This is a genomic window from Quadrisphaera sp. INWT6 (genome assembly GCF_015390235.1).
Taxonomy (GTDB): Bacteria; Actinomycetota; Actinomycetes; order Actinomycetales; family Quadrisphaeraceae; genus Quadrisphaera.
The window spans coordinates 821,650-842,628 of record NZ_VUOH01000001.1 but is presented as its reverse complement, the minus strand read 5'-3'; the positions used below and the strand labels follow the sequence as shown (position 1 = coordinate 842,628).

The following is a 20,979-nucleotide window of genomic DNA, read 5'->3' as shown; positions in this document are numbered from 1 at the left end:
CCTCTCAGAAGGTGGTGACGGGGGCGGCCGGCTGCACCGGACGTCCGCGGTCGGGGGTGGGGGCGGCCTCGTCGTCGTCACCGGGGAGGGGGACGACGGGGCTCCCGGTCGCCGTGGCCGGGTCGGCGAGGTCCTGCCCCACGAGGTGCTTCACGAGCCGCAGCCACACCACCGCGAGCACGCCGTAGACGGCGGTGAACGCCGCCAGGCTCAGCCACGCCTCGCCTGCAGTGAGGCCCGGGGAGACGCCATCCCTCGTCAGCGTCAGCCCGAACGCGAGCCACGGCTGGCGGGCGGTCTCGGTGAAGACCCACCCGGCGGTGCCCGCCGCTGCGGGCAGCAGCGGCAGGGTCGGCAGCATGCGCAGCGACAGCTGCACGAGCGGGCGGGGGAAGAGGCGCTGGCTCATGAAGGGCAGGGCGCTGGCCCTGGGCTCACGGGGGTCGAGACCGGAGCGGGTCAGCCACAGGTACACACCGGCGACGAGCGCCGCGAGCAGGCCGATGGTGATCATCGCGCGGAACGACCAGTAGGCCAGCGGGATCACCGGCACGTAGTCGCCCGGGCCGTAGGTCTGGGTGTACTGGGCCTGCAGGTCGTCGATGCCCTGGACGGTGGAGTGGAACTCCCCCGTGGCCAGGAACGAGAGCAGGTACGGCAGCTCGAGGCTGAACAGCGGGCGCGACCCGTCGAGGCTGCCGATGGTCAGCAGGCTGAAGGGAGCGCCCGTCGTCGTCGTGTAGAGCGCCTCGGCGGCGGCCATCTTCATGGGCTGCACCGACGTCATCACCTTGCCGAGCACGTCGCCGGTGAGCGCGGTGGCCAGGCCCCCGGCCACGGTGGTCCAGGCGCCGAGGCGGGCGATGCCGGCGAAGGCGCGCTGGTCGGGGTCGACGGAGCGGGCCTCGGGCGACCCGGCCGCACCGGCCGGGGCGGGACCGATCCAGCGGCGCCAGGAGCCGACGGACAGCAGCAGCGCGCCGCCGAGCATCGCCGCACCCGCGACGGTGTGGGGGAACGTCGCGAGCAGCACCGGGTTGGTCATCAGCTCGGTGAAGCTGGTGAGCTGCGCGCGGCCGGTCACCGGGTCGAGCCCGTAGGCGACCGGGTGCTGCATGAAGGAGTTGGCGCCGAGGATGACGTAGGCGCTGATGAGCGTGCCGACGGCGACCACCCAGATCGTGGCGAGGTGCACCAGGCGCGGCAGCCGGTCCCACCCGAAGAACCACAGGCCCAGGAAGGTCGCCTCGAGGAAGAAGGCGAGCATCCCCTCGATGGCGAGGGTGGGCCCGAAGACGTCGCCGTAGAACCTGGCGAAGGCGCTCCAGCCCATGCCGAACTGGAACTCCTGCACCAGACCGGTGACGACGCCGACCGCGAAGGTCACCAGCAGCAGCTTGCCGACCAGCAGGGTCGAGCGGCGCAGGCGCTGGGCGCGGGCCGGGTCGCGGGTGAGCACGGACGCCGTCTGGAGACCGGCGGTCAGCGACGCCAGGCTGATGGACAGGGGCACGAAGAGGTAGTGGTAGATCGTCACGACGGCGAACTGGAGGCGGGTCACGTCCACGACGTCCATGCCCTGAACACTACGCCGCGTAGTACTTGTTGCGTAGTACGTGGACTGTCGTACTGGTCACACCCCGGGGTACCGTGGGGCCATGGCTGCTGGTGGCGCGTCGCTCGGGACGCTGGAGCGCGACGTGATGGCCCACCTCTGGGACGCCGGCTCGGCGCAGACGGTGCGGCAGGTGCACGAGGCGCTCTCCGAGCGGGGCCTCGCCTACACGACGGTCATGACCGTGCTCGACCGCCTCGCCAAGAAGGGCGTGGTGCGCCAGGAGCGCGCCGGCCGCGCCTTCGAGTACTCCCCGGTGCAGACCCGCGAGGAGATGACGGCCGCGGTGATGCTCGAGGCCCTCGGCGCCACCACCGACCCCTCCGCCCGCGACGCCGCGCTGGTGCACTTCGTCGGGCGGGTCGGCCCCCAGGGCGTGGCCGCGCTGCGCGCCGCCCTCGACGCCGCCGGCTGACGGCCCGCTGACGGACGGCAGACGGTCAGCAGAGCCCGCCTCCGGCGGTGACCGCCTTCGCGCTCGGCCTGCTGGGCCTGGTGCTCTCCCTCGTCGTGCCCGCGCCCCTCGCGCGGGCGCGCTGGACGGCGGCCACCCCCGCCGCCTCGGTGGTCCTGTGGCAGGCGGTGGTGCTCGCGTCGGTGCTCTCCGCGGTCGGCGTCGTGCTCATCGCCCCCGAGGAGCTGACCAGCGCGCTGCGCGCCGGTCCCGACGCGCAGGCCTGGGGTCTGGTGGGTGCGCTGGCGGTCGCGCTGCTCATCGTGGCGCGGCTGGTGGTGAGCTTCGTCGGGGTGCTGCGCCGCTCGGCCGCGCGGCGCGAGCGCCACCGCGAGCTGGTCGACCTGCTCGACGACGTCGAGCGCCGCACCGACCTCGGTGCGGCGTCAGCAGCGGGTGAGGGGCTGCGGGTGCTCGACGCCCCGCTCCCCCTGGCCTACGGGCTGCCCGGACGCAGCCCCCGCGTGGTGGTGAGCGACGGCGCGCTGCGCCTGCTCGACGACGCCCAGCTGCGCGCGGTGCTCGCCCACGAGCAGGCGCACCTCGACGCCCGCCACGACGTGGTGCTCGAGTCGTTCGCCGGCCTTCCACCGCGCCGTCCCCCGGCCGCTGCGCAACGAGCGCGCCCTGGGCGCCGTCGAGCTGCTGCTGGAGGCCGCCGCCGACGACGCCGCCCGCCGCCGCTGCGGCCGGGCCCCCGTGGCGTCCGCGCTGGAGCGCCTGGGCGGCGCGCTCGACCCGGGCGTGGGGTCGCTCGCCGCGGCCGACGCCGAGGCCCACCGCTCCCCTGACGCCGCAGCGGCCACCGAGCAGCGCCGCCGTCGGCTGGAGCGCCTGGGCGAGCCGCCCGGAGGGCGCGTGCGGGCGGCCGCCGTCGTCCTGCTGGCCGGGCTCGTGCTGGTGCTGCCCCCCGCGGTGCTCGTGGCCCCCTGGCTCGCCGGCGCCCTGGCGACGGCCCCGCTCCCCTGACCCCCTCCTGACCCCCTCCTGCCCCCCGGCCGTGATCATGGGATCCGTGCACACCTCGTGCACGGATCCCACGACCACGGTCGGGTCGCGTCAGGCGAAGTGCGCCTTCGGGATGACGCCGTGCACGCCGACCGTCCTGTCGACCAGCTGCGACACCACGAAGCTCGCCGCCGCCGACAGGTAGGCGTACGCCACCGGGCGCTCGACCCCCAGCTCCTCCACGAGGAAGTCGAGGGCGTTGACCACGGCACGGCGGGCCGCGACGTCGAGGTCGGTGCCCTGGGTGCCGTCGGCGATGCCGTCGGGGTCGGACAGGCCGATGGGGAGCCAGGCCTCGTCGGTCTCGCCGAAGGGGTAGCGGTGGGCGAGGGCCGGGGCGTCGCCGGACCCGGCCTTGCAGACGGTCAGGCGGAAGGTCGTGCGCAGCGACCCCTCCAGCGCGGTGAGCGCGGCCTCGCCGTCGCCCATGGCGAAGTGCGGGTCGCCGGTGTGGAACAGGGCGCCCTCGGCCGCCACCGGCAGGTAGAAGGTCGAGCCGGGGCCGAGCAGCCCGACGTCGATGTTGCCGCCGCCCAGCGTCGGGGGCACCGAGTCGAGCGTCGGGTCGACCAGGCCGCCCGCGGCCGGGGCGGGGAAGCGCGCGACGCCCATCATCCCCATGAAGGGGTCGAGCGGGAACGCGATGCGGCCCCCGGAGCGGGCCATCGTGCCCACGGCCGAGCCGCCCGGCCCGGGCTCGGCGGGGGTGAAGACCGAGACGTTGCCGTACCGCTGCGGGTCGCCGGTGCTGCGGCCGTCGGTGGCGACCGGCGGCATGACCTCGTCGATCGTGATGCCCGCGGGCGCACCGCCGTCGCGGGTCCTGGCGAGCGAGCCCTTCCCGTGCCGGCTCGACACGACGCCGTACGGGACGCGCAGCAGCGCGCTCAGCGTCTCGACCTTGAGCACGTCACCGGGCTGCGCCCCCTCGACGAAGACCGGGCCGGTGACCACGTGCGGACCGTCGACGTCGAAGCGCCGCTCGTGGCGCGCGTAGCCGGCGGCGATGGCGACGGCGTCCTCCAGCACCCCGGACGCGGCGACGCCGTGCTCGCCGAACCACGCCACCGGGTCGCGGCCCTGGTCCTCGAGGATCCCCTCGTGGCTGACGGTGTCGACGGTGACGGTGGCCCCGCTGGGCACCTGCAGCACCGCCTCCGCGCCGACGGCGGGCAGGTAGCCCCACCGGACGGCGTCGGGCTCGACGGCAGGTAGAAGTCGCCGTCGATCCGCCCGGCTCCCGGCTGCAGCGGCGCGGACGGGACCTCCACCCGAGCCCCGGTCGCCGGGCCCTCCACCGCCGGGGCCGCCCTTCGCCGCGGCGGGAGCAGCCGTGCCGAGCAGGCCGGCGCCGCCGCCGAGCGCCGCCGCGGCGGCGAGCAGTCCGCGGCGCCCGAGGCCGCGGTGCAGGAGGTGGGCGGTCTGAGGAGCGTCGAGCGCGTCGTGGGTCACCCCCCGACCTTGCGGGTGCACCCGTTTCGTCTGGGTTTCGACCGGTTTCCCGCACGTGAAGTCGACGGATGCCGCCGGTGGGCGCGCCCTCCCCCTGCGCGTGCCGCATCCGTGCGAGCCTGGGAGGGCGCACCTGCGCCCCCACTGCTGAGAGGGGCGGACCCCGTGGCCGCCGACCGACCGCCCCACCCCGACCGAGCGGGCCTCGACGAGCAGCGGCGCCTGCACGACGCCGCCGTCGGCGAGCGCGCCCAGCAGGCGGCGCTGCGGCGCCAGGCCGCCGTCGGCGACCGCCGCCGCCAGCAGGACGACGACGACCGCCGCCGCCACCTCGCCGAGCAGCAGCGGGCGGCGGAGCGGCGGGTCCGCGACGAGCAGGTGCGGCTGCGCCACCTCGCCGAGGACGAGGAGCGCCGCCGGCGGCAGGCCTACGACGCCGCGCTGCGCCGCGAGCGCGTGGTGACCCACCTGGCGCGCAGCGACCCGGCGCGCAGCGGGGAGCTGCTGCGCGCGCAGCAGGACGTCACCCGCACCGAGGCGCAGTGGCGCGAGGCCGACGAGGCCCGCCGGCGGTGGCCGTCGCGCTGGCCGTGGTGACCGCGGTCAGCAGGCGACCTGCGGGACGGCTGCAGCCCAGCCGGCGGGGTCGTCGGGGCCGGGCACGGCCACGAGGGCGTTCCACAGCAGCAGCGCGTCGAGCCACGCCCGCTCGGCCCCGCTGAGTCGCCGCACGGACCCGTACCCCTCGACCAGCGCCTCCTTCGCAGCGGGCGGGGTCGGCTCCCACCCGGTGAACCGGGTCGCGAGGTAGGTGCACGCCTGCGCCAGGTCGGCGACGCGGTGGCGGACGGCGACCTCGTCGAGGTCGAGCACGGCGGCGACCTCGGCCCCGCGCACCAGGACGTTGGCGGCGCGGAAGTCCCCGTGCACCAGCTGCCGCTCGCCGTCCAGCGCTGGCAGCCCACCGAGCAGCGCGGCCAGGCGGAGCGACGCCTCCGGCAGGTGCCCGGGGTCGTGGTCGGCGAGCCAGCCCGCGACCTGCGCCCGCGGGTCGCCGGCCGCGGTGGCGCCGGCGAGCCCCGGCGGCGCGGTGGCCAGGGCCGCGACCAGGTCGGCCGGCGCCTCGGCGAGCGCCGCGTGCACCCGCGCCAGGCACGCGCCCGCGGCGCGCACCGCGTCGAGGTCGGTGACGTCGAGCCAGTCGGCCGCCACCTCCGGCAGCACGCACGCCGACAGCGGGCCGGCGGGCCCGGGGACGACGACGCGCACCTCCCCGTCGGCGCAGGCCAGCGGAGCGGCGACCGGGACGCCGTGCTCGGCGAGCAGCGCCACCAGCCGCGTCGAGGCCGCCAGCCGCTCGAAGCGCTCCGGCGCGCACGACAGCTTGACGACGACGCGGCGCGCGCCGACCTCGGCCCACACGACGGCGTTGCGGTCGCTGATGACCACCCTGCTCACGGCCGGCACGACGCCGGTGGCGAGCCCCCAGGTGGAGGTGAGCGCCGCCGTCGTCCAGCGGCTGAGGTCGTCGAGGTCGGCGAAGCCGAAGCGCGCCTCCAGCGCCGCGGCGGGGTCGGTGGGCTCCCACAGCATCGAGAGCCCCGTCGGCAGCACGGCCGGCGCGTCGCCCACCGCCGTCAGCGGGGCAGGCCGTGCAGGTCGGGGTTGTGCGCGACCTCCCAGGCGTGGCCGTCCGGGTCGAGGAAGTACCCGTCGAGCCCGGCGAAGAACGGGCTGCGCTCAGCCGGCTTGCTGACCCGCGCGCCTGCGGCCTCCGCGGCTGCCAGGACGGCCAGCACGTCGTCGTCGGAGTCGCAGTTGATGGCGTACGTGGCGCCGCGGAACTCCCCCCGCGCCGGCGCCTGCGGGGGCTCGGCCAGCTGCGCGTCCTCGGCGAGCGAGCTCTGGTCGAACAGCGCGAGCATCGAGCCGGCGTTGTCGAAGAAGCTGATGGTCGGCTGCGACTCGGGGCGCCGCCGCCAGCCGAGCGCCTCGTAGAAGGCGGTCGACCGGGCGAGGTCGGCGACGCCGAGCGTGACGATCGAGATCCTGGACGGCACGGTCATGGAGGCACCGTGGCACGGGGGTCCGACGGTGCGGCAGGGGTGCGGCGGGGGTGCGGCGGTGGAAACCCGTGGCGGCCCGGGCGCGGGCGCGCCTACCGTGGGCGCGTGAGCACGGCGACGTCCCGCGCGAGCGGGAGCCCGGAGGTGGTCGGCGGGGTCTCCGCCGGCACGAGGTGACCGCCGCTCCCGGTGACCGACGCAGGTCACCGGACAGCGGCGCCGCGACAGCCCACCCCGACCTCCGACCGAGCGCCCGGCCCCGAGCCGCTGCGCTCCGGAGGTCCAGTGCTGGCGCCGCGCCCGTCCAGGCCCCCGCCCGCGCCGGCAGCCGCCGCCGGGCCCCACGGAACGGCTCCCCGATGCTCCCCCTCGACGTCCCCGCCCTGCGCGCCTCCCTCATCAACGCCTCTCGCAAGGAGGCCTCCGACCTCACCCCGCCCGACCTCGACGGCCTGGACTGGGCCCGCCTCGACCTCCTGGGGTGGCGCGACCCGAAGCAGCCGCGCCGCGCGTACGCGGTGGTCCCCTCCCCGGGGACGGGGACGGCACCGGCGTGGTCCGCGGCGTGCTGCTGCGCCAGGCCGACGCCGTCCCGCGCCGCCGCGCCCAGTGCGCCTGGTGCCAGGACGTCACGCTCCCGAACGACGTCGTCTTCTACTCAGCTCGGCTCGCGGGCCCGGCGGGTCGGCGAGGCGCGACGGTCGGCACCCTGCTGTGCCGCGACTTCGAGTGCTCGCACAACGCGCGGGTGCTGCCCCCGCTCGCCCACCAGGGCTTCGACCGCGACGCGGCGCGCGCCGAGCGGGTCCGGGTGCTGCGGGAGCGGTCGCGGTCCTTCGTCGAGACCGTCCGCGCCGGCGGCGGCGAGGGCTGAGCCCCCGAGCCGGCCCACCGGGCGGCTGTCGGTGGTGGCCCCGATGCTGGAGGGGTGTTCCTCTTCTTCAGCGAACGGGCCGGGTGCCTGGGATCGCTGGTGGTCTCGCTCGTCGTGACGCTCGTGCTCGTCGCCGTCTTCACGGCGCTGTGACGGTCCTGTGACGACGCCCGCACCGCCCGCGCGCCCGCGGCGGCTGCTCGACGTCCGCACCGTCTACGCCGAGCCCGCCGCCCTCGCCCTGCCGCGCGGACAGCAGGTGGTGCAGCGCTGGCCCGACGCCGAGGTGGTGGAGGTCCCCTCGGCGCTGCGCATCCCGCAGGTCCACGGCGACGACGCCAGCGTCGAGCGCTGGGTGCGCACCAAGACGGAGGTGCTGGCGCTCGGCGTGCGCAAGAGCATGACGGCGCGCAAGAACGACAGGTCGGCCAACTGGATCGCGCCCTCGCTGTCCAACGGCTGCGCCATGGCGTGCGCCTACTGCTACGTGCCGCGGCACAAGGGGTACGCCAACCCGATCACCGTCTACGCCAACAGCGACGACGTCGTCGGCTACCTCCAGCGCCACGTCGCCCGGCAGGGCGTGAAGCCCGCGCCCGACCAGTGCGACCCGGCCGCGTGGATCTACGACATCGGGGAGAACTCCGATGCCAGCGTCGACGCCGTCGTCTCCGACAACGTGCGCGACCTCGTCGCCGCCTTCGCGGACCTGCCCACGGCCAAGGCGAGCTTCGCCACCAAGCACGTCAACCGCGAGCTCCTCACCTACGAGCCGCGCGGCCGCACCCGCGTGCGCTTCTCCGTGATGCCGGAGCGCATGGCGAAGCTCGTCGACGTCCGCACCGACCCGGTGCGCGAGCGCATCGCCGCCGTCGACGACTTCGTGGAGGCCGGGTACGAGGTGCACCTCAACCTCTCCCCCGTCATCGTGCACGAGGGGTGGCTCGAGGAGTGGGCCGAGCTGCTGGCCCAGCTCGACGGCGCGCTCTCCCCGCGCTCGAAGGCCCAGTGCGCGGCCGAGGTCATCTTCCTGACGCACAACGCCGGGCTGCACGAGGTGAACCTCGGCTGGCACCCGAAGGGCGAGGAGGCCCTGTGGCGCCCTGACGTGCAGGAGGCCAAGCGCTCCCACAACGGCATGGAGAACGTGCGCTACCGGGCGCGGTGGAAGGCGGTGTGGGTGCAGCGCCTGCTGGACCTGATCGCCGAGCGCACTCCCTGGCTCACCGTCCGATACGCCTTCTGACCCCACCGCGCCGTGGTGGCGGTCACAGCGGAGCGGGGCGGGAGCGTCGGACCGGGCTGGGAAGATGACCGCGTGACGACCCAGCTCGACAGGCCGGCCGGCGGCTCCAGCGCCGACGCGCCCCAGGTGGCGACCCCCGACCTGCTCCGCGCCCTGCGCTCCTCCCTCGGCCTGCGCGAGGGCACCCCCGAGGCGCAGCGCGTGGTCGACGCCTCCACCCGGCGCCGCGCGGAGTACACCTCCGACGCCTCGAACTACCGCGTGGTGCCGCAGGTCGTCGTCTTCCCGCGCTCCGCCGACGAGTTGGGCGCCGTCGTCGACGTCGCCCGCGCGCAGTCCGTGCCCCTGACCCTGCGCGGCGCGGGCACGTCGGTGGCGGGCAACGCGTGCGGGCCGGGCATCGTCGTCGACACCTCGGTGCACCTGGACCGCGTCCTGGAGCTCGACCCGGCGAGCCAGACCGCGGTCGTCGAGCCCGGCATCGTCCTCGACGCGCTCCAGGCGCGGGCGCGGAAGCACGGCCTGCGCTTCGGCCCCGATCCGAGCACCCACGCCCGCTGCACCATCGGCGGGATGATCGGCAACGACGCCTGCGGCTCCCACGCCCTCGCGTACGGCCGCACCAGCGCCAACGTGCTCGAGCTCGACGTGGTCGACGGCCTCGGCCGCCGCTGGTCGACGACGGCGCCGCCGCCGGAGCTCGTCACCGCGCTCCGCGGCGTGGCCGACGGCCACCTCGCGACCCTGCGCACCAAGTTCGCGACCTTCGGCCGACAGGTCTCCGGCTACGCGCTGGAGACGCTGCTCCCCGAGCACGGCGGACCGATGGGTCACGGCGGCAGAGCAGACGCGACCGGCTCCAACCTCGCCCGCCTGCTCTCCGGCTCCGAGGGCACCCTCGCGGTGCTGACGAGCGCGAAGGTCCGCCTCGTGCGCGAGTCGCCCGCCACGGCCTTCGTCGTCCTCGGCTACCCCGACATGGCCACCGCGGCCGACCACACCCCGTCGCTGCTGGAGCACTCCCCCCTCGCGGTCGAGGGCCTGGACCGCCGGCTGGTCGAGGTCGTGCGCGCCCGCGGCGGCGACGTCGACGGGCTGCCCGGCGGCAACGGCTGGCTCTTCGTGGAGGCCGGCGGCGAGACCGAGGCCGAGGCGCTCGCCGCCGCGCGGGCGCTCGTCGCGGCGTCCGGCACCCGCGAGCACGTCATCATCCCGACCCGTGCGCAGGCGAAGGCGCTGTGGCGGATCCGCGAGGACGGCGCCGGCTACGCCGGCCGCTCCCCCTCGGGCACCCCCGCGTGGCCGGGCTGGGAGGACGCCGCGGTGCCGCCCGCGCGCCTCGGCACCTACCTGCGCGACCTGGCCGCCCTCATGAGCAGCCACGGCGTCGACGGCCACGCCTACGGCCACTTCGGCGACGGCTGCATCCACATGCGCCTCGACCTGCCGCTGTCCGAGCCCGGCGGCGCGGACCGCTCCGGGGAGTTCCTGCGCGCGGCAGCGCGCCTGGTGGCCGCGCACGGCGGGTCGCTCTCGGGCGAGCACGGCGACGGCCGCGCCCGCTCCGCCCTGCTCCCCCTCATGTACGACGACGACGCGCTGCGGGCCTTCGAGGAGGTCAAGGCCGCCTTCGACCCGGCGGAGCTGCTGAACCCCGGCGTGCTCGTGAGGCCCGCTCCGCTGGAGGCCGACCTGCGGGTGCCGTCGGCGCGCACGGCCGTCGAGATCCTGCCCGCCAGGCCGCTGTCGATCGCCTACCCCGCCGACGGCGGCGACCTCACCGCCGCCGTCCACCGCTGCGTGGGCGTGGGCAAGTGCCGCGTCGACGCCGTCGGCCTGGGGGGTGAGATCGGCGGCTCGACGACCGTGATGTGCCCGAGCTACCTCGCCACCGGCGACGAGAAGGACTCCACCCGCGGCCGCGCCCGCCTCCTGCAGGAGATGGCCAACGGCACGCTCGTCACCGACGGCTGGCGCTCGGAGGAGGTCAAGGAGTCGCTCGACCTGTGCCTGAGCTGCAAGGGGTGCTCGGTCGACTGCCCCGCCGGCGTCGACATGGCCACCTACAAGGCCGAGTTCCTCGACCACCACTACCGGGGACGACGCCGCCCGCTCAACCACTACGCGCTCGGGTGGCTCCCCCGGTGGACCCGCCTCGTGGCCCTCGGGCAGCCGGTCCTCCCGGCGCTCGTGAACCTCGCGGCCAAGGTCGCTCCGCTGCGGAGGGCCGGCATGAGGGCGGTCGGGATCGACCCGGCCATGGCGGTCCCGACCTTCGCCCGCCAGACCTTCCGCTCGTGGTTCCGCTCCCGCCCCCACCGTGATCATGGGCTTCCGGAGCAGCGACACACGACCGACAGCGCTGGGACGACCGACGTGGTGCTGTGGGTCGACACCTTCACCGACGGCTTCGACCCGCAGGTCGGTGCGGCTGCCGTGGAGCTGCTGGAGCACCTCGGCTTCCGCGTCCACCTGCCGAGCGCCAAGGTGTGCTGCGGCCTGACCTGGGTCTCCACCGGGCAGCTCGACGGCGCCAAGCGCCAGCTCGCCGCGACGCTCGACGCCCTGGACGGCGAGCTGGCGGGCATGCCGGTGGTCGGCCTCGAGCCGTCGTGCACGGCCCTCCTGCGAGAGGACGCCTCCCGCCTGCTGCCCGACGACCCGCGCGCCGCGGCCCTGCACACGCGGGTGCGCACGGTGGCCGAGCTGATCGCGGAGCACCGCCCCGACTGGACGCCCCCGCAGCTGAAGACGGCCGCCGTCGTCCAGCCGCACTGCCACCAGCACGCGGTGATGGGCTTCGGCGCCGACGCGGCGCTGCTCGCCAGGGCGGGCGTCGACGCCACCCAGCTCGGCGGCTGCTGCGGCCTGGCCGGCAACTTCGGCGCCGAGGCGGGGCACCGCGAGGTGTCGGTGGCCGTGGCCGAGCAGCAGCTGCTCCCGGCGCTGCGCGCTGCCGGCGACGCCGTGCCGGTCGTCGCCGACGGGTTCAGCTGCCGCACGCAGACCGACGCGCTCGCCGGGCGCCGCCCGAAGCACCTGGTCGAGCTGCTCGCCGAGGCCCTGCCCGACCGCCCCTGACGCCCTCGCCGCCGGGACGGGCGGGGGTCCGTGCGCGGCGGCTCCGCCGATGAGCCCCATCGCAGTGACCAGAGCACCACCCCGATGGGTCTCCTCTGCGGAGCCCCCCGTCAGGTCCCGGCGGCGCGCCGCGAGGATGGGCTCGAGCCCAGCCCCGACGAAGGAGTCGCCACCGTGCCCAGCCCCGCGAGGTTCACCTCCCCCACCGACGGCCTCGAGCTGGCCACCTGGACGTGGGCCGCCGAGGGCGCGCCCCGCGGCGTCGTCCAGCTGGTCCACGGGCTGGCCGAGCACACCGACCGGTACGACAGGTTCGCGCGGGCGCTGGTCGCCGCGGGGTTCGTGGTCTCCGGCGCCGACACCCGGGGCCACGGCGGCTCGGTGTCCGACGCGGTGCCCCTGGGCGGCTTCGGGGAGCCCGGCGCCGAGGGCTTCTTCGCGGACACCGCCGCGTACGCCGAGCACCTGGCCGCGGAGCACCCAGGGCTGCCGCTCTTCGCCTTCGCCCACTCCCTGGGCTCGATGTGCCTGCAGAACGTCCTGGTCGCCGGCCCCGTGCCGTACGCCGGGGTGGTGCTCAGCGGGTCGACGACGCTCGACGGGCTGGTCGGCGTCGTGCAGGGGCTCGCTGCCGACCCCGACGCGGGCGAGGGCCTCGCGGGCTTCAACGCCGGCTTCGAGCCGCGCACCGGCTTCGAGTGGCTCAGCCGCGACGCCGCTGAGGTCGACGCCTACGTCGCCGACCCGCTGTGCGGCTTCGCCACCGAGGACGCCGTCATCGGCGGCGTCCTCGCCACCGCCGGTCGCACCGCCGACCCGGCCGCCCTGGGACGCATCCGCCCCGACCTCCCGCTGCTGCTCGTCTCCGGCGACCGCGACCCCGTCGGGGGCCCGGGCGGCGCGAACGTCACGGCGCTGGCCGAGCGCTACCGCGCGGCCGGGCTGCGCGCCGTCGAGCTGCGGCTCTACCCCGGCGCCCGCCACGAGCTGGTCAACGAGACCAACCGCGACGAGGTCACCGCCGACGTCGTGACCTGGCTGGAGGCGCACCTGGCCGGCTGACGCCGACGAGCCGCGGTGGCCAGGCACGAACTGGACTCAGTCGGGAAGGGTCCAGTAGGCACGGGGGTCGCGGGGGCTCTTGCCCACCCACACCACGAGCCCGAGGTCACGCAGCTCGCCCAGGCGCCTCACGGCGACGGGACGCGTGACCCCGAGGACGCCTTCGAGGTCGCCTGTGCCCAGCCGCCCGGCTGTTCGGAGCGCGGCGACCACCTGACGAGCGCCGGACGGCAGACGGGACTCGAGCTCGCGGTCCGCCGGCTCTCCCGAGAGTGTGAGGCGGACGCTGCCCTGGGTCTCCTCGTAGAGCGGGTCGGACAGCCCCGAGCGCCGCATCTCCTCGAACATGCGGCGGATGCCCTCCCCGAGCTCCTGGCCGAAGCTGAGGTCGGCGCACACCCTGGCGATCCGGGGATTGCGTGCGAACCTGACCACGTTCAGGGGATCGTCCACGGTGACCAGGCCGGGGAACCGCCCTGGGCTCTCCACCTCGACCCGGTCGTCGAACACCTCGACGCGGATGTGGTCCCCCGCAGCGCTGTAGCTGCGGTGCACCACAGCGTTGACGAGGCCTTCGAGCCAGGCATCCTCGGGGACGAGAGGCACGTCCTCGAAGCGGCCGCGTGACCCGAGCGCCCTGCGGGTGGGCTGCAGCCTCTGCACGGCCGCCCGCGCCGCAGCCAGCGCGACGGGAACCGGGCCGTCGCACCGCACGTCGTCGACGAGCTGCTGACGTGCGCCGACACCGCGGTCGCGGCCGCGGTACCGCAGCACCCTCACGACAGCGGTGGGAAGGTGCGCCTGAGGCACCTCACCGAAGAGCAGGAGGGCGCCGACGGTCGTCTCACCCCTCCTCGTCGTCAGGCCGCGGGCCGCCAGGAGACGCAGAGCATCCGGAGCCGCCACGGCGTCTGCGTAGTCCTCCAGCAGGTCGAGGCGGAGATCCTCGGCACTGGTTCCTGGGACGGCGGTCACCTCGTAGGTCGCCTGGCCCTTGTCGTAGAGCAGCTCTCTGCGCTGGACGAACGTCAGCCGGCGGGTCTCGTCTCCGACGCGGAGGAAGACCTCGTCCTTGTGCGTGGTGTGGACTCCCTCGCTCGCCTCCACCTCGATGAGCAGAAGGTGGTCGCGCTCGCCATCACCGCGCTCGCACTCGATCAGGCGGCAGCGCGAACGCACCGGGGGCTGCGTGAAGTCGATGCTCGACTGGAACAGGGCGTTGCGGTGCCGCTCCGCCCCGTCCGTCCCCTCGACGACACCGTTGCTGACGCCGACCACGATGACGCCACCGTCCGCGTTGGCCATCCCGACCTGGGCCTCGGCCAGCTTGGTGGCGCTGACGCGGATCGACTTCCGTTCGAACCACTGGTCTTCGCGCAGGGCCAGGAGCGCCGGTCCGCGCTCAGAGGGGGCGAGGTCGAGCGACTGGGCGGCTCTCGTCGTCGACATGCAACTACTCTAAAGCATTGAGAGTATGCAAGAGCAGCGCTGAGTGACATCTGCTCTGACCCATCCGGTGGTGCAGCCGCACTCGTCACCGTGCAGGCTTGATCCCGTGCACATCGCAGTGACCGGCGGCTCCGGCAAGCTCGGACGGGTGGTGGTGGCCGATCTGGTCGCCCACGGCCACACCGTCGTCAACCTCGACCAGTCCCCGCCGCCCGGAGGGCCCAGCGCCCTGCCCGAGGGCGCGCGGTTCATCAAGGTCGACCTCGCCGACCACGGCCAGGTGCTGGAGGCGCTGCTCGGCGTCGACGAGCACCGCTCGAACCACGGCGTCGACGCCCTCGTGCACCTCGCGGCCGTGCCGGCCCCGGGCCTGCTGACCGACGCCGCGACGTTCTCGAACAACACGCTGTCGACGTACAGCGCGTTCGCCGCGGCCCGCGCCGCCGGCGTCAAGAACGTGGTGTGGGCCTCGTCGGAGACGGTGCTCGGCCTGCCGTTCCAGGAGGAGCCGCCGCCGTACGCGCCGGTCGACGAGGAGTACACCCCCCGCCCGAACAGCAGCTACTCCCTCAGCAAGGTGCTGGGCGAGGAGATGGCCCGGCAGTTCTGCCGCTGGGACCCCGAGGCCAAGATCATCGGTCTGCGGTTCTCCAACGTCATGTACCCGGACCAGTACGCCGAGTTCCCCGACTACGACGCCGACCCGGCCACCCGCGTCTGGAACCTGTGGGGCTACATCGACGCCCGCGACGGCGCCCAGGGCGTGCGCAGGGCGCTGGAGCTGCAGACCACCGGCGCCGACGTGTTCATCATCGCCAACGCCGACACGGTGATGCGCCGCTCGTCGGCCGAGCTCATGGCCGAGGTGTTCCCCGACGTCGAGGTGCGCGGCGAGCTGGGCGAGCACGAGACGCTGCTGAGCATCGAGAAGGCGAAGCGGGTGCTCGGCTACGCCCCGGAGCACTCCTGGCGCGCCAGCTTCACCGCCTGACCCCGTGTTCCGGAGGCCCATGATCACCGTGATCATGGGCCTCCGGAACACCCGGGAAGGGGTCGTGCGGCGCGGTCGTTGCACCAGGTGATGAGCGCTCCCACCAGCACGCCGACCAGCACCAGCACCCCGAGCTGACGCACGCCTTCGCCGACGCGCTGCCCGAGCTGGCGCTCCCCTGGCAGGCCGAGCCCGCCGCGGCCCCCGCCCAGCTGGCCCTCGACGAGGCCCTCGCCGCCGACCTGGGCCTCGACCCCGCGTGGCTGCGCACCGACGACGGCCTCCGGTTCCTCACCGGGACGCTCGTGCCCGAGGGCGCGCGCCCCGTGGCGCAGGTCTACGCGGGCCACCAGTTCGGCGGGTACTCCCCGCGCCTGGGCGACGGCCGGGCCCTGCTGCTCGGCGAGCTGCGCACCCGCGACGGCCAGCTGCGCGACCTGCACCTCAAGGGCTCGGGCCGCACGCCCTTCGCGCGCAGCGGCGACGGCCTCGCCGCCGTCGGGCCGATGCTGCGCGAGCACGTCGTCAGCACCGCGATGCACGCCCTCGGGGTGCCGACGACGCGCGCCCTCGCCGTCGTCGCCACGGGCAGCGACGTGCAGCGCGAGGTCCCGCTGCCCGGCGCCGTGCTCGCTCGCACGGCCAGCAGCCACCTGCGGGTGGGCAGCTTCCAGTACGCGGCGGCGGTCGAGGCCGGCTCGGGCGCCGTGCCCGGGGCGCCCGGCGGCCTCCTGCGCCGCCTCGCGGACCACGCCATCGCCCGCCACCACCCCGTGGCGGCCCAGGCCGGCCCGCCCGCGGCCCAGTACCGGGCGCTGCTCGAGGAGGTCGTCGCCGCCCAGGCGCGGCTGGTCGCGCAGTGGGTGCTCCTGGGCTTCGTGCACGGGGTGATGAACACCGACAACACCACGATCTCCGGCGAGACCATCGACTACGGCCCGTGCGCCTTCATCGACGCCTACGACCCGCTCGCCTCCTTCAGCAGCATCGACACCGGCGGCCGCTACGCCTACGGGCGCCAGCCCGGCATCGCCGAGTGGAACCTCGCCAGGTTCGCCGAGGCCCTGCTGCCGCTGCTGGTCGAGGGCGGTGCCGGTCAGCAGGACGACGACGCCGCGCGCACCGACCGGGCCGTCGCCGTGGCGACCGAGGCGCTGGAGGGGTTCCGGGTCGTCTTCGGCTCGGCCTTCGCCGTCGGCGTGCACCGCAAGCTCGGCCTGGACACCCGCGCCGTCGACCGGGCGGTCTCGGGACCGGTGGTCGACGACCTGCTCGCCCTCGCCGCGGACGCGCGCGTCGACCACACCACCCTGTACCGCCGCCTGGGCGACGCGGCCCGCGCCGGGAGCGGCGACGCCGTCCTGCCGCTCTTCGCCGACCCCGCCGTGCGCGGGCGGGCCGAGGCGTGGGTGCCCCGGTGGCTGGCGCTGCGGCCCGACGCGGAGCTCGCGGACCGCACCAACCCCGTCGTCGTCCCGCGCAACCACCTCGTCGAGGAGGCGCTGGCCGCGGCCACCGCGGGCGACCTCGCCCCCGTGGAGCGGCTCGTCGACGCCGTGTCGCGTCCCTTCGAGGCGCGCGCCGGCTTCGAGCGGTACGCCGAGCCCGCCCCGGCCTCCTTCGGCGACTACACGACGTTCTGCGGCACCTGACCTCGGCTGGCTCTGTGCCCGCCGTCACGCCCGTGATCACGGGCCGTTGTCAGCGGGTCTGCCTAGGGTGGGTCTGGTGAGCGAGCGGCTGCCCCTGTTCCCGCTGCGCACCGTGCTCGTGCCCGGGCTGGTCATGCCGCTGACGGTGTTCGAGCCGCGCTACGTGGCGCTGGTCGAGCACCTGCTGTCCCTGCCCGAGGAGGAGCGCGCGTTCGGCGTCGTCGCCCTGCGCCACGGGCGTGACGCGGGCACCCGGCACACGGCGGCCGACCTGCACGCGGTCGGCTGCAGCGCGGTGGTCCGCGACGTCTCCGAGCCCGACGGCGCCGGTGACGGCCGCTACGAGCTGGTCACCTCGGGCGCGGTGAGGTTCCGCCTCGACGGCCTCGACGAGTCCGCCGGCACCCCGTACCTGACGGGTCTGGTCAGCCCGCTGCCCGAGCACCCCGGCACCGACGACGACGCCCTGCGCGACCTCGCGGCCTCGGTGGCCGCGGAGTGGTCCGCCTACCGGGCGCAGCTCGGCATCTCCACCAGCGGCGTCGTCGGCGGCCTGCCGCAGGACCCGTCGGTGCTGAGCTACCTCGTGCTGGCCGGGATGGTCCTCGACCTGCCCGACCGCCAGCGCCTGCTGGAGCTGCCCGACACCGCCACGAGGCTCCGCGAGGAGCGCTCCCTGCTGCGCACCGAGCAGGTGCTGCTGCGCGAGCTGCGGTCCCTGCCGGCGCAGGACCTCACCTCCGAGACCCCCAACCCCAACTGAGGTCGGACGTGGCCAAGAAGACCGCCGGCGCCAGCACGCCCGCCACCGCCGCGCTCGTCAGGGCCGGGGTCGCGCACACGGCCCACGCCTACGCCCACGACGCCGCCGTCTCGGCCGAGGTGGGGTACGGCCTCGAGGCGGCGCACGCCCTGGGCATCGACCCGGCGCGCGTCCTCAAGACGCTCGTGGTGGAGGTCGACGGCGCGCTCGGCGTCGCGGTGCTGCCGGTCAGCGCCAAGCTCGACCTCAAGGCGGTGGGCGCGGCGCTGGGAGGCAAGCGCGCCGCCATGGCCGACCCGGCCGCCGCGGAGCGCACCACCGGGTACGTCCGCGGTGGCATCAGCCCGCTGGGGCAGCGCAGGCGCCTGCCGACCGTCGTCGACGCGAGCGCCCTGGAGCACCCGACGGTGCTCGTCAGCGGCGGGCGGCGCGGCCTCGACGTGGAGCTCTCCCCCGCCGACCTGGTCCGGCTCACCGACGCGGTGAGCGCGCCCGTCGCCGCGCCCGTCACGGCGCACTGACGACTGCCGGGCCCGGCTCAGGTCTCGCGGACGGCCTCGAGGTCGATGGTGATGCGCAGAGTGGTCCCGAAGATCGCCACCCCCAGCCCGAAGGCCTCCTTCCACCGCATCGCGAAGTCGTCGCGGCTGAGCTGCGCGGTGGCCTGGAAGGCGACCCGCTGGCCGCCCCAGGGGTCGTTGCCGGTGCCGGTGCACCGCAGCGCCAGGGGCACCCGGCGAGCCCTGCCGTTGAGCACCAGCTGGCCGTCCAGCTGCCACCCGCCCGAGCCGTCGGCCAGCAGGCCCCGCCCCTCGTAGGTGATCCACGGGTGGTTCTCCACGTCGAGGAAGTCGGCGCTGCGCAGGTGCTCGTCGCGCTTGGCGACGCCCGAGTCGATGCTGGCGGCGTCGATGCGCACCTGCACCGAGGAGTCGGTGAAGGACTCCGCGACCACGACGACCCCCTCCAGCCGGGAGAGGCGGCCGGTCACCGCGGACAGGCCCAGGTGGTGCGCGGTGGCCGCCAGCGAGGTGTGGTCAGGGTCGATGACCCAGCGCCCGGGCGGGGGCAGGTCTGCGGCGCCCACCCGCGCCAGGCGCAGCTCGCCGAGGTCGACGACCACCTCCTCGGCCCGGGCGGCGCCGGGGGCCTGCACCACGACGGAGCGGGCCTCCGGCTCGTGCCCCGCGCAGGCGACCAGCAGGGTCGCCGCGCCGGGCTCCAGGTCGGTGAGCACGAACCGGCCGTTCGAGCCGCTCGTCGTCCGCGCGCTGCCCGTGCCGTTGGTGGCCAGGAGCGTGACCGACGCCCCGGGCAGGGGCCAGCCGTCACGGGTGAGGACGACGCCGTGGGCCCGCGCACCCCCGAAAGCACCCGGAGCACCCGGAGCGGCCGGCGCGGAGGTCCAGGGGTCCTCGACGGGGGCGGGCGGAGGCTGGAGCTCGGTGCCCGGGGCGGGTGCACCGCGTCGTGCGGAGCTGCGGCCGAACCTCACGGCGCGTCGACCGGAGTCTCGACCGAGGTGTCGGTGTCCACCTGCTCCACGGTAGCCGCCAGCTCCCCCGCCGGCCGCGAGAGGATGTCCCGTGCAGTGCGACTACTTCGACGCCGGGGCGTGCCGCTCGTGCACGCTGATGGGTGTCCCGGAGGAGGTGCAGGTCGCGGACGCGCAGCAGAGGGTGGCGGCCCTCCTGCCCACCGTGCCGCACTGGCTCGCCCCCGCCACCGGCCCTGCCGAGGGGTTCCGCAACCGGGCCAAGATGGTGGTCAGCGGCACGGTCGAGGCACCGCTGCTCGGGATCCTCGACGGCGCCGGCCGCGGGGTCGACCTCGTCGCCTGCGGCCTCTACCCGCCGTCGGTCACCGCGGCGATGGAGCCGCTGCGGGCCTTCGTCACCCGCGCCGGGCTCGTGCCGTACGACGTCCCCGCCCGCCGCGGCGAGCTGAAGCACGTCCACGTCACCACGAACGACGACGGCGAGCTCCTGGTGCGCTTCGTGCTCCGGTCGACGGAGTCGCTGCCGCGCGTCCGCAAGCACCTCCCCTGGCTGCTGGAGCAGCTGCCGAGCGTGCGCGTGGTCTCCGCCAACCTGCTGCCCGCCCACGCGGCGCTGCTGGAGGGCGACGTCGAGGTCCCGCTCACCGAGCAGACCCGCCTCCCGGTGCGGCAGGGCTCGGTGGCGCTGCTGACCCGGCCGCAGGGGTTCCTGCAGACCAACACCGACGTCGCCGGGCAGCTGTACCGGCAGGTCGCCGCCTGGGTCGACGAGCTCGCCGGGGCCGCCCACCAGCCTGACGACGGCGCCGCCCCGCTGCAGGTGTGGGACCTCTACTGCGGCGCGGGCGGCTTCGCGCTGCACGTCGCCGGGCCCGGGCGCGAGGTGGTCGGCGTCGAGACGAGCGAGCAGGCGGTGGCCGCGGCCCGGGACGCCGCAGCCGCGCTGGGCCTCGACGCGTCGCGCGCGCGGTTCACCGCCGCCGACGCCACCGCCTGGGCGGAGCAGCAGGGGGCCGCGCCCGACGTCGTCGTCGTCAACCCGCCGCGGCGGGGGCTGGGTGACCGGCTCTGCGCCTGGCTCGACGGCCCCGCCGCTGAGGGCGGGGCGCGGCACCTCGTCTACTCCAGCTGCAACCCGGCCTCGCTGGCGCGCGACCTCGAGGCCCTGCCGGGGTGGGCGCCGGTGCGGGGGCGGCTGTTCGCGATGTTCCCGCAGACCGAGCACGCCGAGGTGCTCGTCCAGCTCACCCGCCGCTGACGTCCTCCGGCCGACCGCCAGCGGCCTCCGCCTCGGCGCGGGCGCGGGAGGAGCCGGTCCACGCGGCGGCGAGGTGACCGGCGCACATCACGAGCGCCGCCGCGGCCGGCCACACCAGCAGCACCCCGGTGCTGTGGGCGACCAGCGGGCTGATGAGCCCCTCAGCGGGCGTGGCCCCCGCCGCGAGCTGCGAGGCCACCGACGGCGGGCCCAGCAGGCCCCCCAGCCCAGCGGCCAGCGCCGACCCGAGCAGGCAGCCCGCCACCACCAGCAGGCTGCGCCGGGTCGGCGAGCCCCCCGGGCGCACCGCCGCGAGCAGCCCGCACAGCAGCCCCGCGCCGGCGCCGAGGAGCACCAGCACGCCGTCCTGCGCGGCGCTCTGCTCGGGGTCGACCTGGGAGAGCACCGTGCCGCCCTGGAGCAGCACCACCGGACCGGTCGGCGCCAGCAGCCACCAGGCGAGCCCGACGAGCAGGCCCAGCAGCACCGGCCCCGCGGCCGGCACGAGGG

The 20,979-nt window shown here is 75.7% G+C and carries 20 protein-coding genes and 1 pseudogene; 14 read left to right on the top strand and 7 right to left on the bottom strand.

Annotated features, from left to right (window positions below):
- Positions 1 to 4: 4 nt before the first annotated feature.
- Positions 5 to 1,576 carry a cytochrome ubiquinol oxidase subunit I gene (locus tag F1641_RS03735; RefSeq protein WP_194903058.1) on the bottom strand — a complete coding sequence of 524 codons (1,572 nt, stop codon included), beginning with the start codon at positions 1,574 to 1,576 and terminating at the stop codon, positions 5 to 7.
- Between the two features lie 82 nt (positions 1,577 to 1,658).
- On the opposite strand from F1641_RS03735, the gene F1641_RS03730 reads away from it, so the two are divergent.
- The 3 genes from F1641_RS03730 to F1641_RS19625 are packed head-to-tail and all read left to right on the top strand — an operon-like array spanning position 1,659 to position 3,038.
- On the top strand, positions 1,659 to 2,030 hold the full coding sequence (locus F1641_RS03730; RefSeq protein WP_194903057.1) for a BlaI/MecI/CopY family transcriptional regulator: 372 nt from the start codon (positions 1,659 to 1,661) through the stop codon (positions 2,028 to 2,030).
- A gap of 47 nt (positions 2,031 to 2,077) precedes the next feature.
- A complete protein-coding gene (locus F1641_RS22870; RefSeq protein WP_206690432.1) occupies positions 2,078 to 2,860 on the top strand; it encodes a M48 family metalloprotease in 783 nt (260 codons plus the stop codon).
- Entirely contained in the window at positions 2,814 to 3,038 is a 225-nt protein-coding gene (locus tag F1641_RS19625; protein ID WP_206690431.1) for a hypothetical protein, read from the top strand. The genes F1641_RS22870 and F1641_RS19625 overlap by 47 nt, the downstream gene beginning before the upstream one ends.
- Positions 3,039 to 3,128: 90 nt before the next feature.
- Here F1641_RS19625 and F1641_RS03720 read toward each other — a convergent pair whose 3' ends face one another.
- Positions 3,129 to 4,529 carry an acetamidase/formamidase family protein gene (locus F1641_RS03720; protein ID WP_309225364.1) on the bottom strand — a complete coding sequence of 467 codons (1,401 nt, stop codon included), beginning with the start codon at positions 4,527 to 4,529 and terminating at the stop codon, positions 3,129 to 3,131.
- Between the two features lie 165 nt (positions 4,530 to 4,694).
- Between F1641_RS03720 and F1641_RS03715 the strand changes: the two genes are divergently transcribed.
- Positions 4,695 to 5,126: a hypothetical protein gene (locus tag F1641_RS03715; protein ID WP_194903056.1), complete on the top strand. Its 432-nt coding sequence runs from the start codon at positions 4,695 to 4,697 to the stop codon at positions 5,124 to 5,126.
- A 6-nt stretch (positions 5,127 to 5,132) separates the two neighbouring features.
- On the opposite strand, the gene F1641_RS03710 is transcribed toward F1641_RS03715, so the two are convergent.
- Complete coding sequence (locus F1641_RS03710) at positions 5,133 to 6,161, bottom strand: phosphotransferase (RefSeq protein ID WP_309225363.1); 1,029 nt, start codon at positions 6,159 to 6,161, stop codon at positions 5,133 to 5,135.
- 5 nt (positions 6,162 to 6,166) lie between these two features.
- Positions 6,167 to 6,595, bottom strand: coding sequence for a VOC family protein (locus F1641_RS03705; RefSeq protein ID WP_206690430.1), 429 nt, complete (start codon positions 6,593 to 6,595; stop codon positions 6,167 to 6,169).
- A gap of 359 nt (positions 6,596 to 6,954) precedes the next feature.
- Between F1641_RS03705 and F1641_RS23665 the strand changes: the two are divergent.
- The 5 genes and pseudogenes from F1641_RS23665 to F1641_RS03685 form a co-directional block, all read left to right on the top strand.
- A pseudogene (locus F1641_RS23665) lies at positions 6,955 to 7,074 on the top strand (FBP domain-containing protein); the annotation flags it as partial.
- Positions 7,075 to 7,148: 74 nt separating this feature from the next.
- Positions 7,149 to 7,469 (top strand): FBP domain-containing protein, encoded by a 321-nt coding sequence (locus F1641_RS19615; RefSeq protein ID WP_206690429.1) that lies wholly within the window; start codon positions 7,149 to 7,151, stop codon positions 7,467 to 7,469.
- Positions 7,470 to 7,629: 160 nt separating this feature from the next.
- Positions 7,630 to 8,715 (top strand): spore photoproduct lyase family protein, encoded by a 1,086-nt coding sequence (locus F1641_RS03695; RefSeq protein ID WP_309225362.1) that lies wholly within the window; start codon positions 7,630 to 7,632, stop codon positions 8,713 to 8,715.
- Positions 8,716 to 8,787: 72 nt separating this feature from the next.
- The gene (locus F1641_RS03690) at positions 8,788 to 11,796 is read left to right on the top strand and encodes an FAD-linked oxidase C-terminal domain-containing protein (protein WP_309225361.1); all 3,009 of its coding nucleotides are present in this window, start codon (positions 8,788 to 8,790) and stop codon (positions 11,794 to 11,796) included.
- A gap of 174 nt (positions 11,797 to 11,970) precedes the next feature.
- Positions 11,971 to 12,858 (top strand): alpha/beta fold hydrolase, encoded by an 888-nt coding sequence (locus F1641_RS03685; RefSeq protein ID WP_206690428.1) that lies wholly within the window; start codon positions 11,971 to 11,973, stop codon positions 12,856 to 12,858.
- A 36-nt stretch (positions 12,859 to 12,894) separates the two neighbouring features.
- Here the strand turns inward: F1641_RS03685 and F1641_RS03680 are convergent, their stop codons facing one another.
- On the bottom strand, positions 12,895 to 14,307 hold the full coding sequence (locus tag F1641_RS03680) for an ATP-binding protein (RefSeq protein WP_194903054.1): 1,413 nt from the start codon (positions 14,305 to 14,307) through the stop codon (positions 12,895 to 12,897).
- Between the two features lie 106 nt (positions 14,308 to 14,413).
- Between F1641_RS03680 and F1641_RS03675 the strand changes: the two genes are divergently transcribed.
- From F1641_RS03675 to ybaK, 4 genes are all read left to right on the top strand, one after another.
- Positions 14,414 to 15,298, top strand: coding sequence for an NAD(P)-dependent oxidoreductase (locus F1641_RS03675; RefSeq protein ID WP_194903053.1), 885 nt, complete (start codon positions 14,414 to 14,416; stop codon positions 15,296 to 15,298).
- 134 nt (positions 15,299 to 15,432) lie between these two features.
- Complete coding sequence (locus F1641_RS03670) at positions 15,433 to 16,950, top strand: YdiU family protein (RefSeq protein ID WP_194903362.1); 1,518 nt, start codon at positions 15,433 to 15,435, stop codon at positions 16,948 to 16,950.
- A gap of 76 nt (positions 16,951 to 17,026) precedes the next feature.
- Positions 17,027 to 17,713: an LON peptidase substrate-binding domain-containing protein gene (locus tag F1641_RS03665; protein ID WP_206690427.1), complete on the top strand. Its 687-nt coding sequence runs from the start codon at positions 17,027 to 17,029 to the stop codon at positions 17,711 to 17,713.
- An 8-nt stretch (positions 17,714 to 17,721) separates the two neighbouring features.
- Positions 17,722 to 18,234, top strand: coding sequence for a Cys-tRNA(Pro) deacylase (ybaK, locus tag F1641_RS03660; protein WP_194903052.1), 513 nt, complete (start codon positions 17,722 to 17,724; stop codon positions 18,232 to 18,234).
- A gap of 17 nt (positions 18,235 to 18,251) precedes the next feature.
- Here the strand turns inward: ybaK and F1641_RS22865 are convergent, their stop codons facing one another.
- Positions 18,252 to 19,208 (bottom strand): YceI family protein, encoded by a 957-nt coding sequence (locus tag F1641_RS22865; RefSeq protein ID WP_194903051.1) that lies wholly within the window; start codon positions 19,206 to 19,208, stop codon positions 18,252 to 18,254.
- Positions 19,209 to 19,299: 91 nt separating this feature from the next.
- Here F1641_RS22865 and F1641_RS03650 point away from each other — a divergent pair, with 91 nt between their 5' ends.
- On the top strand, positions 19,300 to 20,469 hold the full coding sequence (locus F1641_RS03650; RefSeq protein ID WP_194903050.1) for a methyltransferase domain-containing protein: 1,170 nt from the start codon (positions 19,300 to 19,302) through the stop codon (positions 20,467 to 20,469).
- Here the strand turns inward: F1641_RS03650 and F1641_RS03645 are convergent.
- Positions 20,456 to 20,974, bottom strand: a complete 519-nt coding sequence (locus F1641_RS03645) for a hypothetical protein (protein WP_194903049.1) — start codon at positions 20,972 to 20,974, stop codon at positions 20,456 to 20,458. The two genes, F1641_RS03650 and F1641_RS03645, sit on opposite strands and share 14 nt — an antisense overlap.
- Positions 20,975 to 20,979 lie beyond the last annotated feature (5 nt).

Excerpts from the sequence above, each read along its gene's own strand:
- F1641_RS03735 (WP_194903058.1), bottom strand. The coding sequence starts at position 1,576 with ATGGACGTCGTGGACGTGACCCGCCTCCAGTTCGCCGTCGTGACGATC.
- F1641_RS03730 (WP_194903057.1), top strand. The coding sequence starts at position 1,659 with ATGGCTGCTGGTGGCGCGTCGCTCGGGACGCTGGAGCGCGACGTGATG.
- F1641_RS03705 (WP_206690430.1), bottom strand. The coding sequence starts at position 6,595 with ATGACCGTGCCGTCCAGGATCTCGATCGTCACGCTCGGCGTCGCCGAC.
- F1641_RS03680 (WP_194903054.1), bottom strand. The coding sequence starts at position 14,307 with ATGTCGACGACGAGAGCCGCCCAGTCGCTCGACCTCGCCCCCTCTGAG.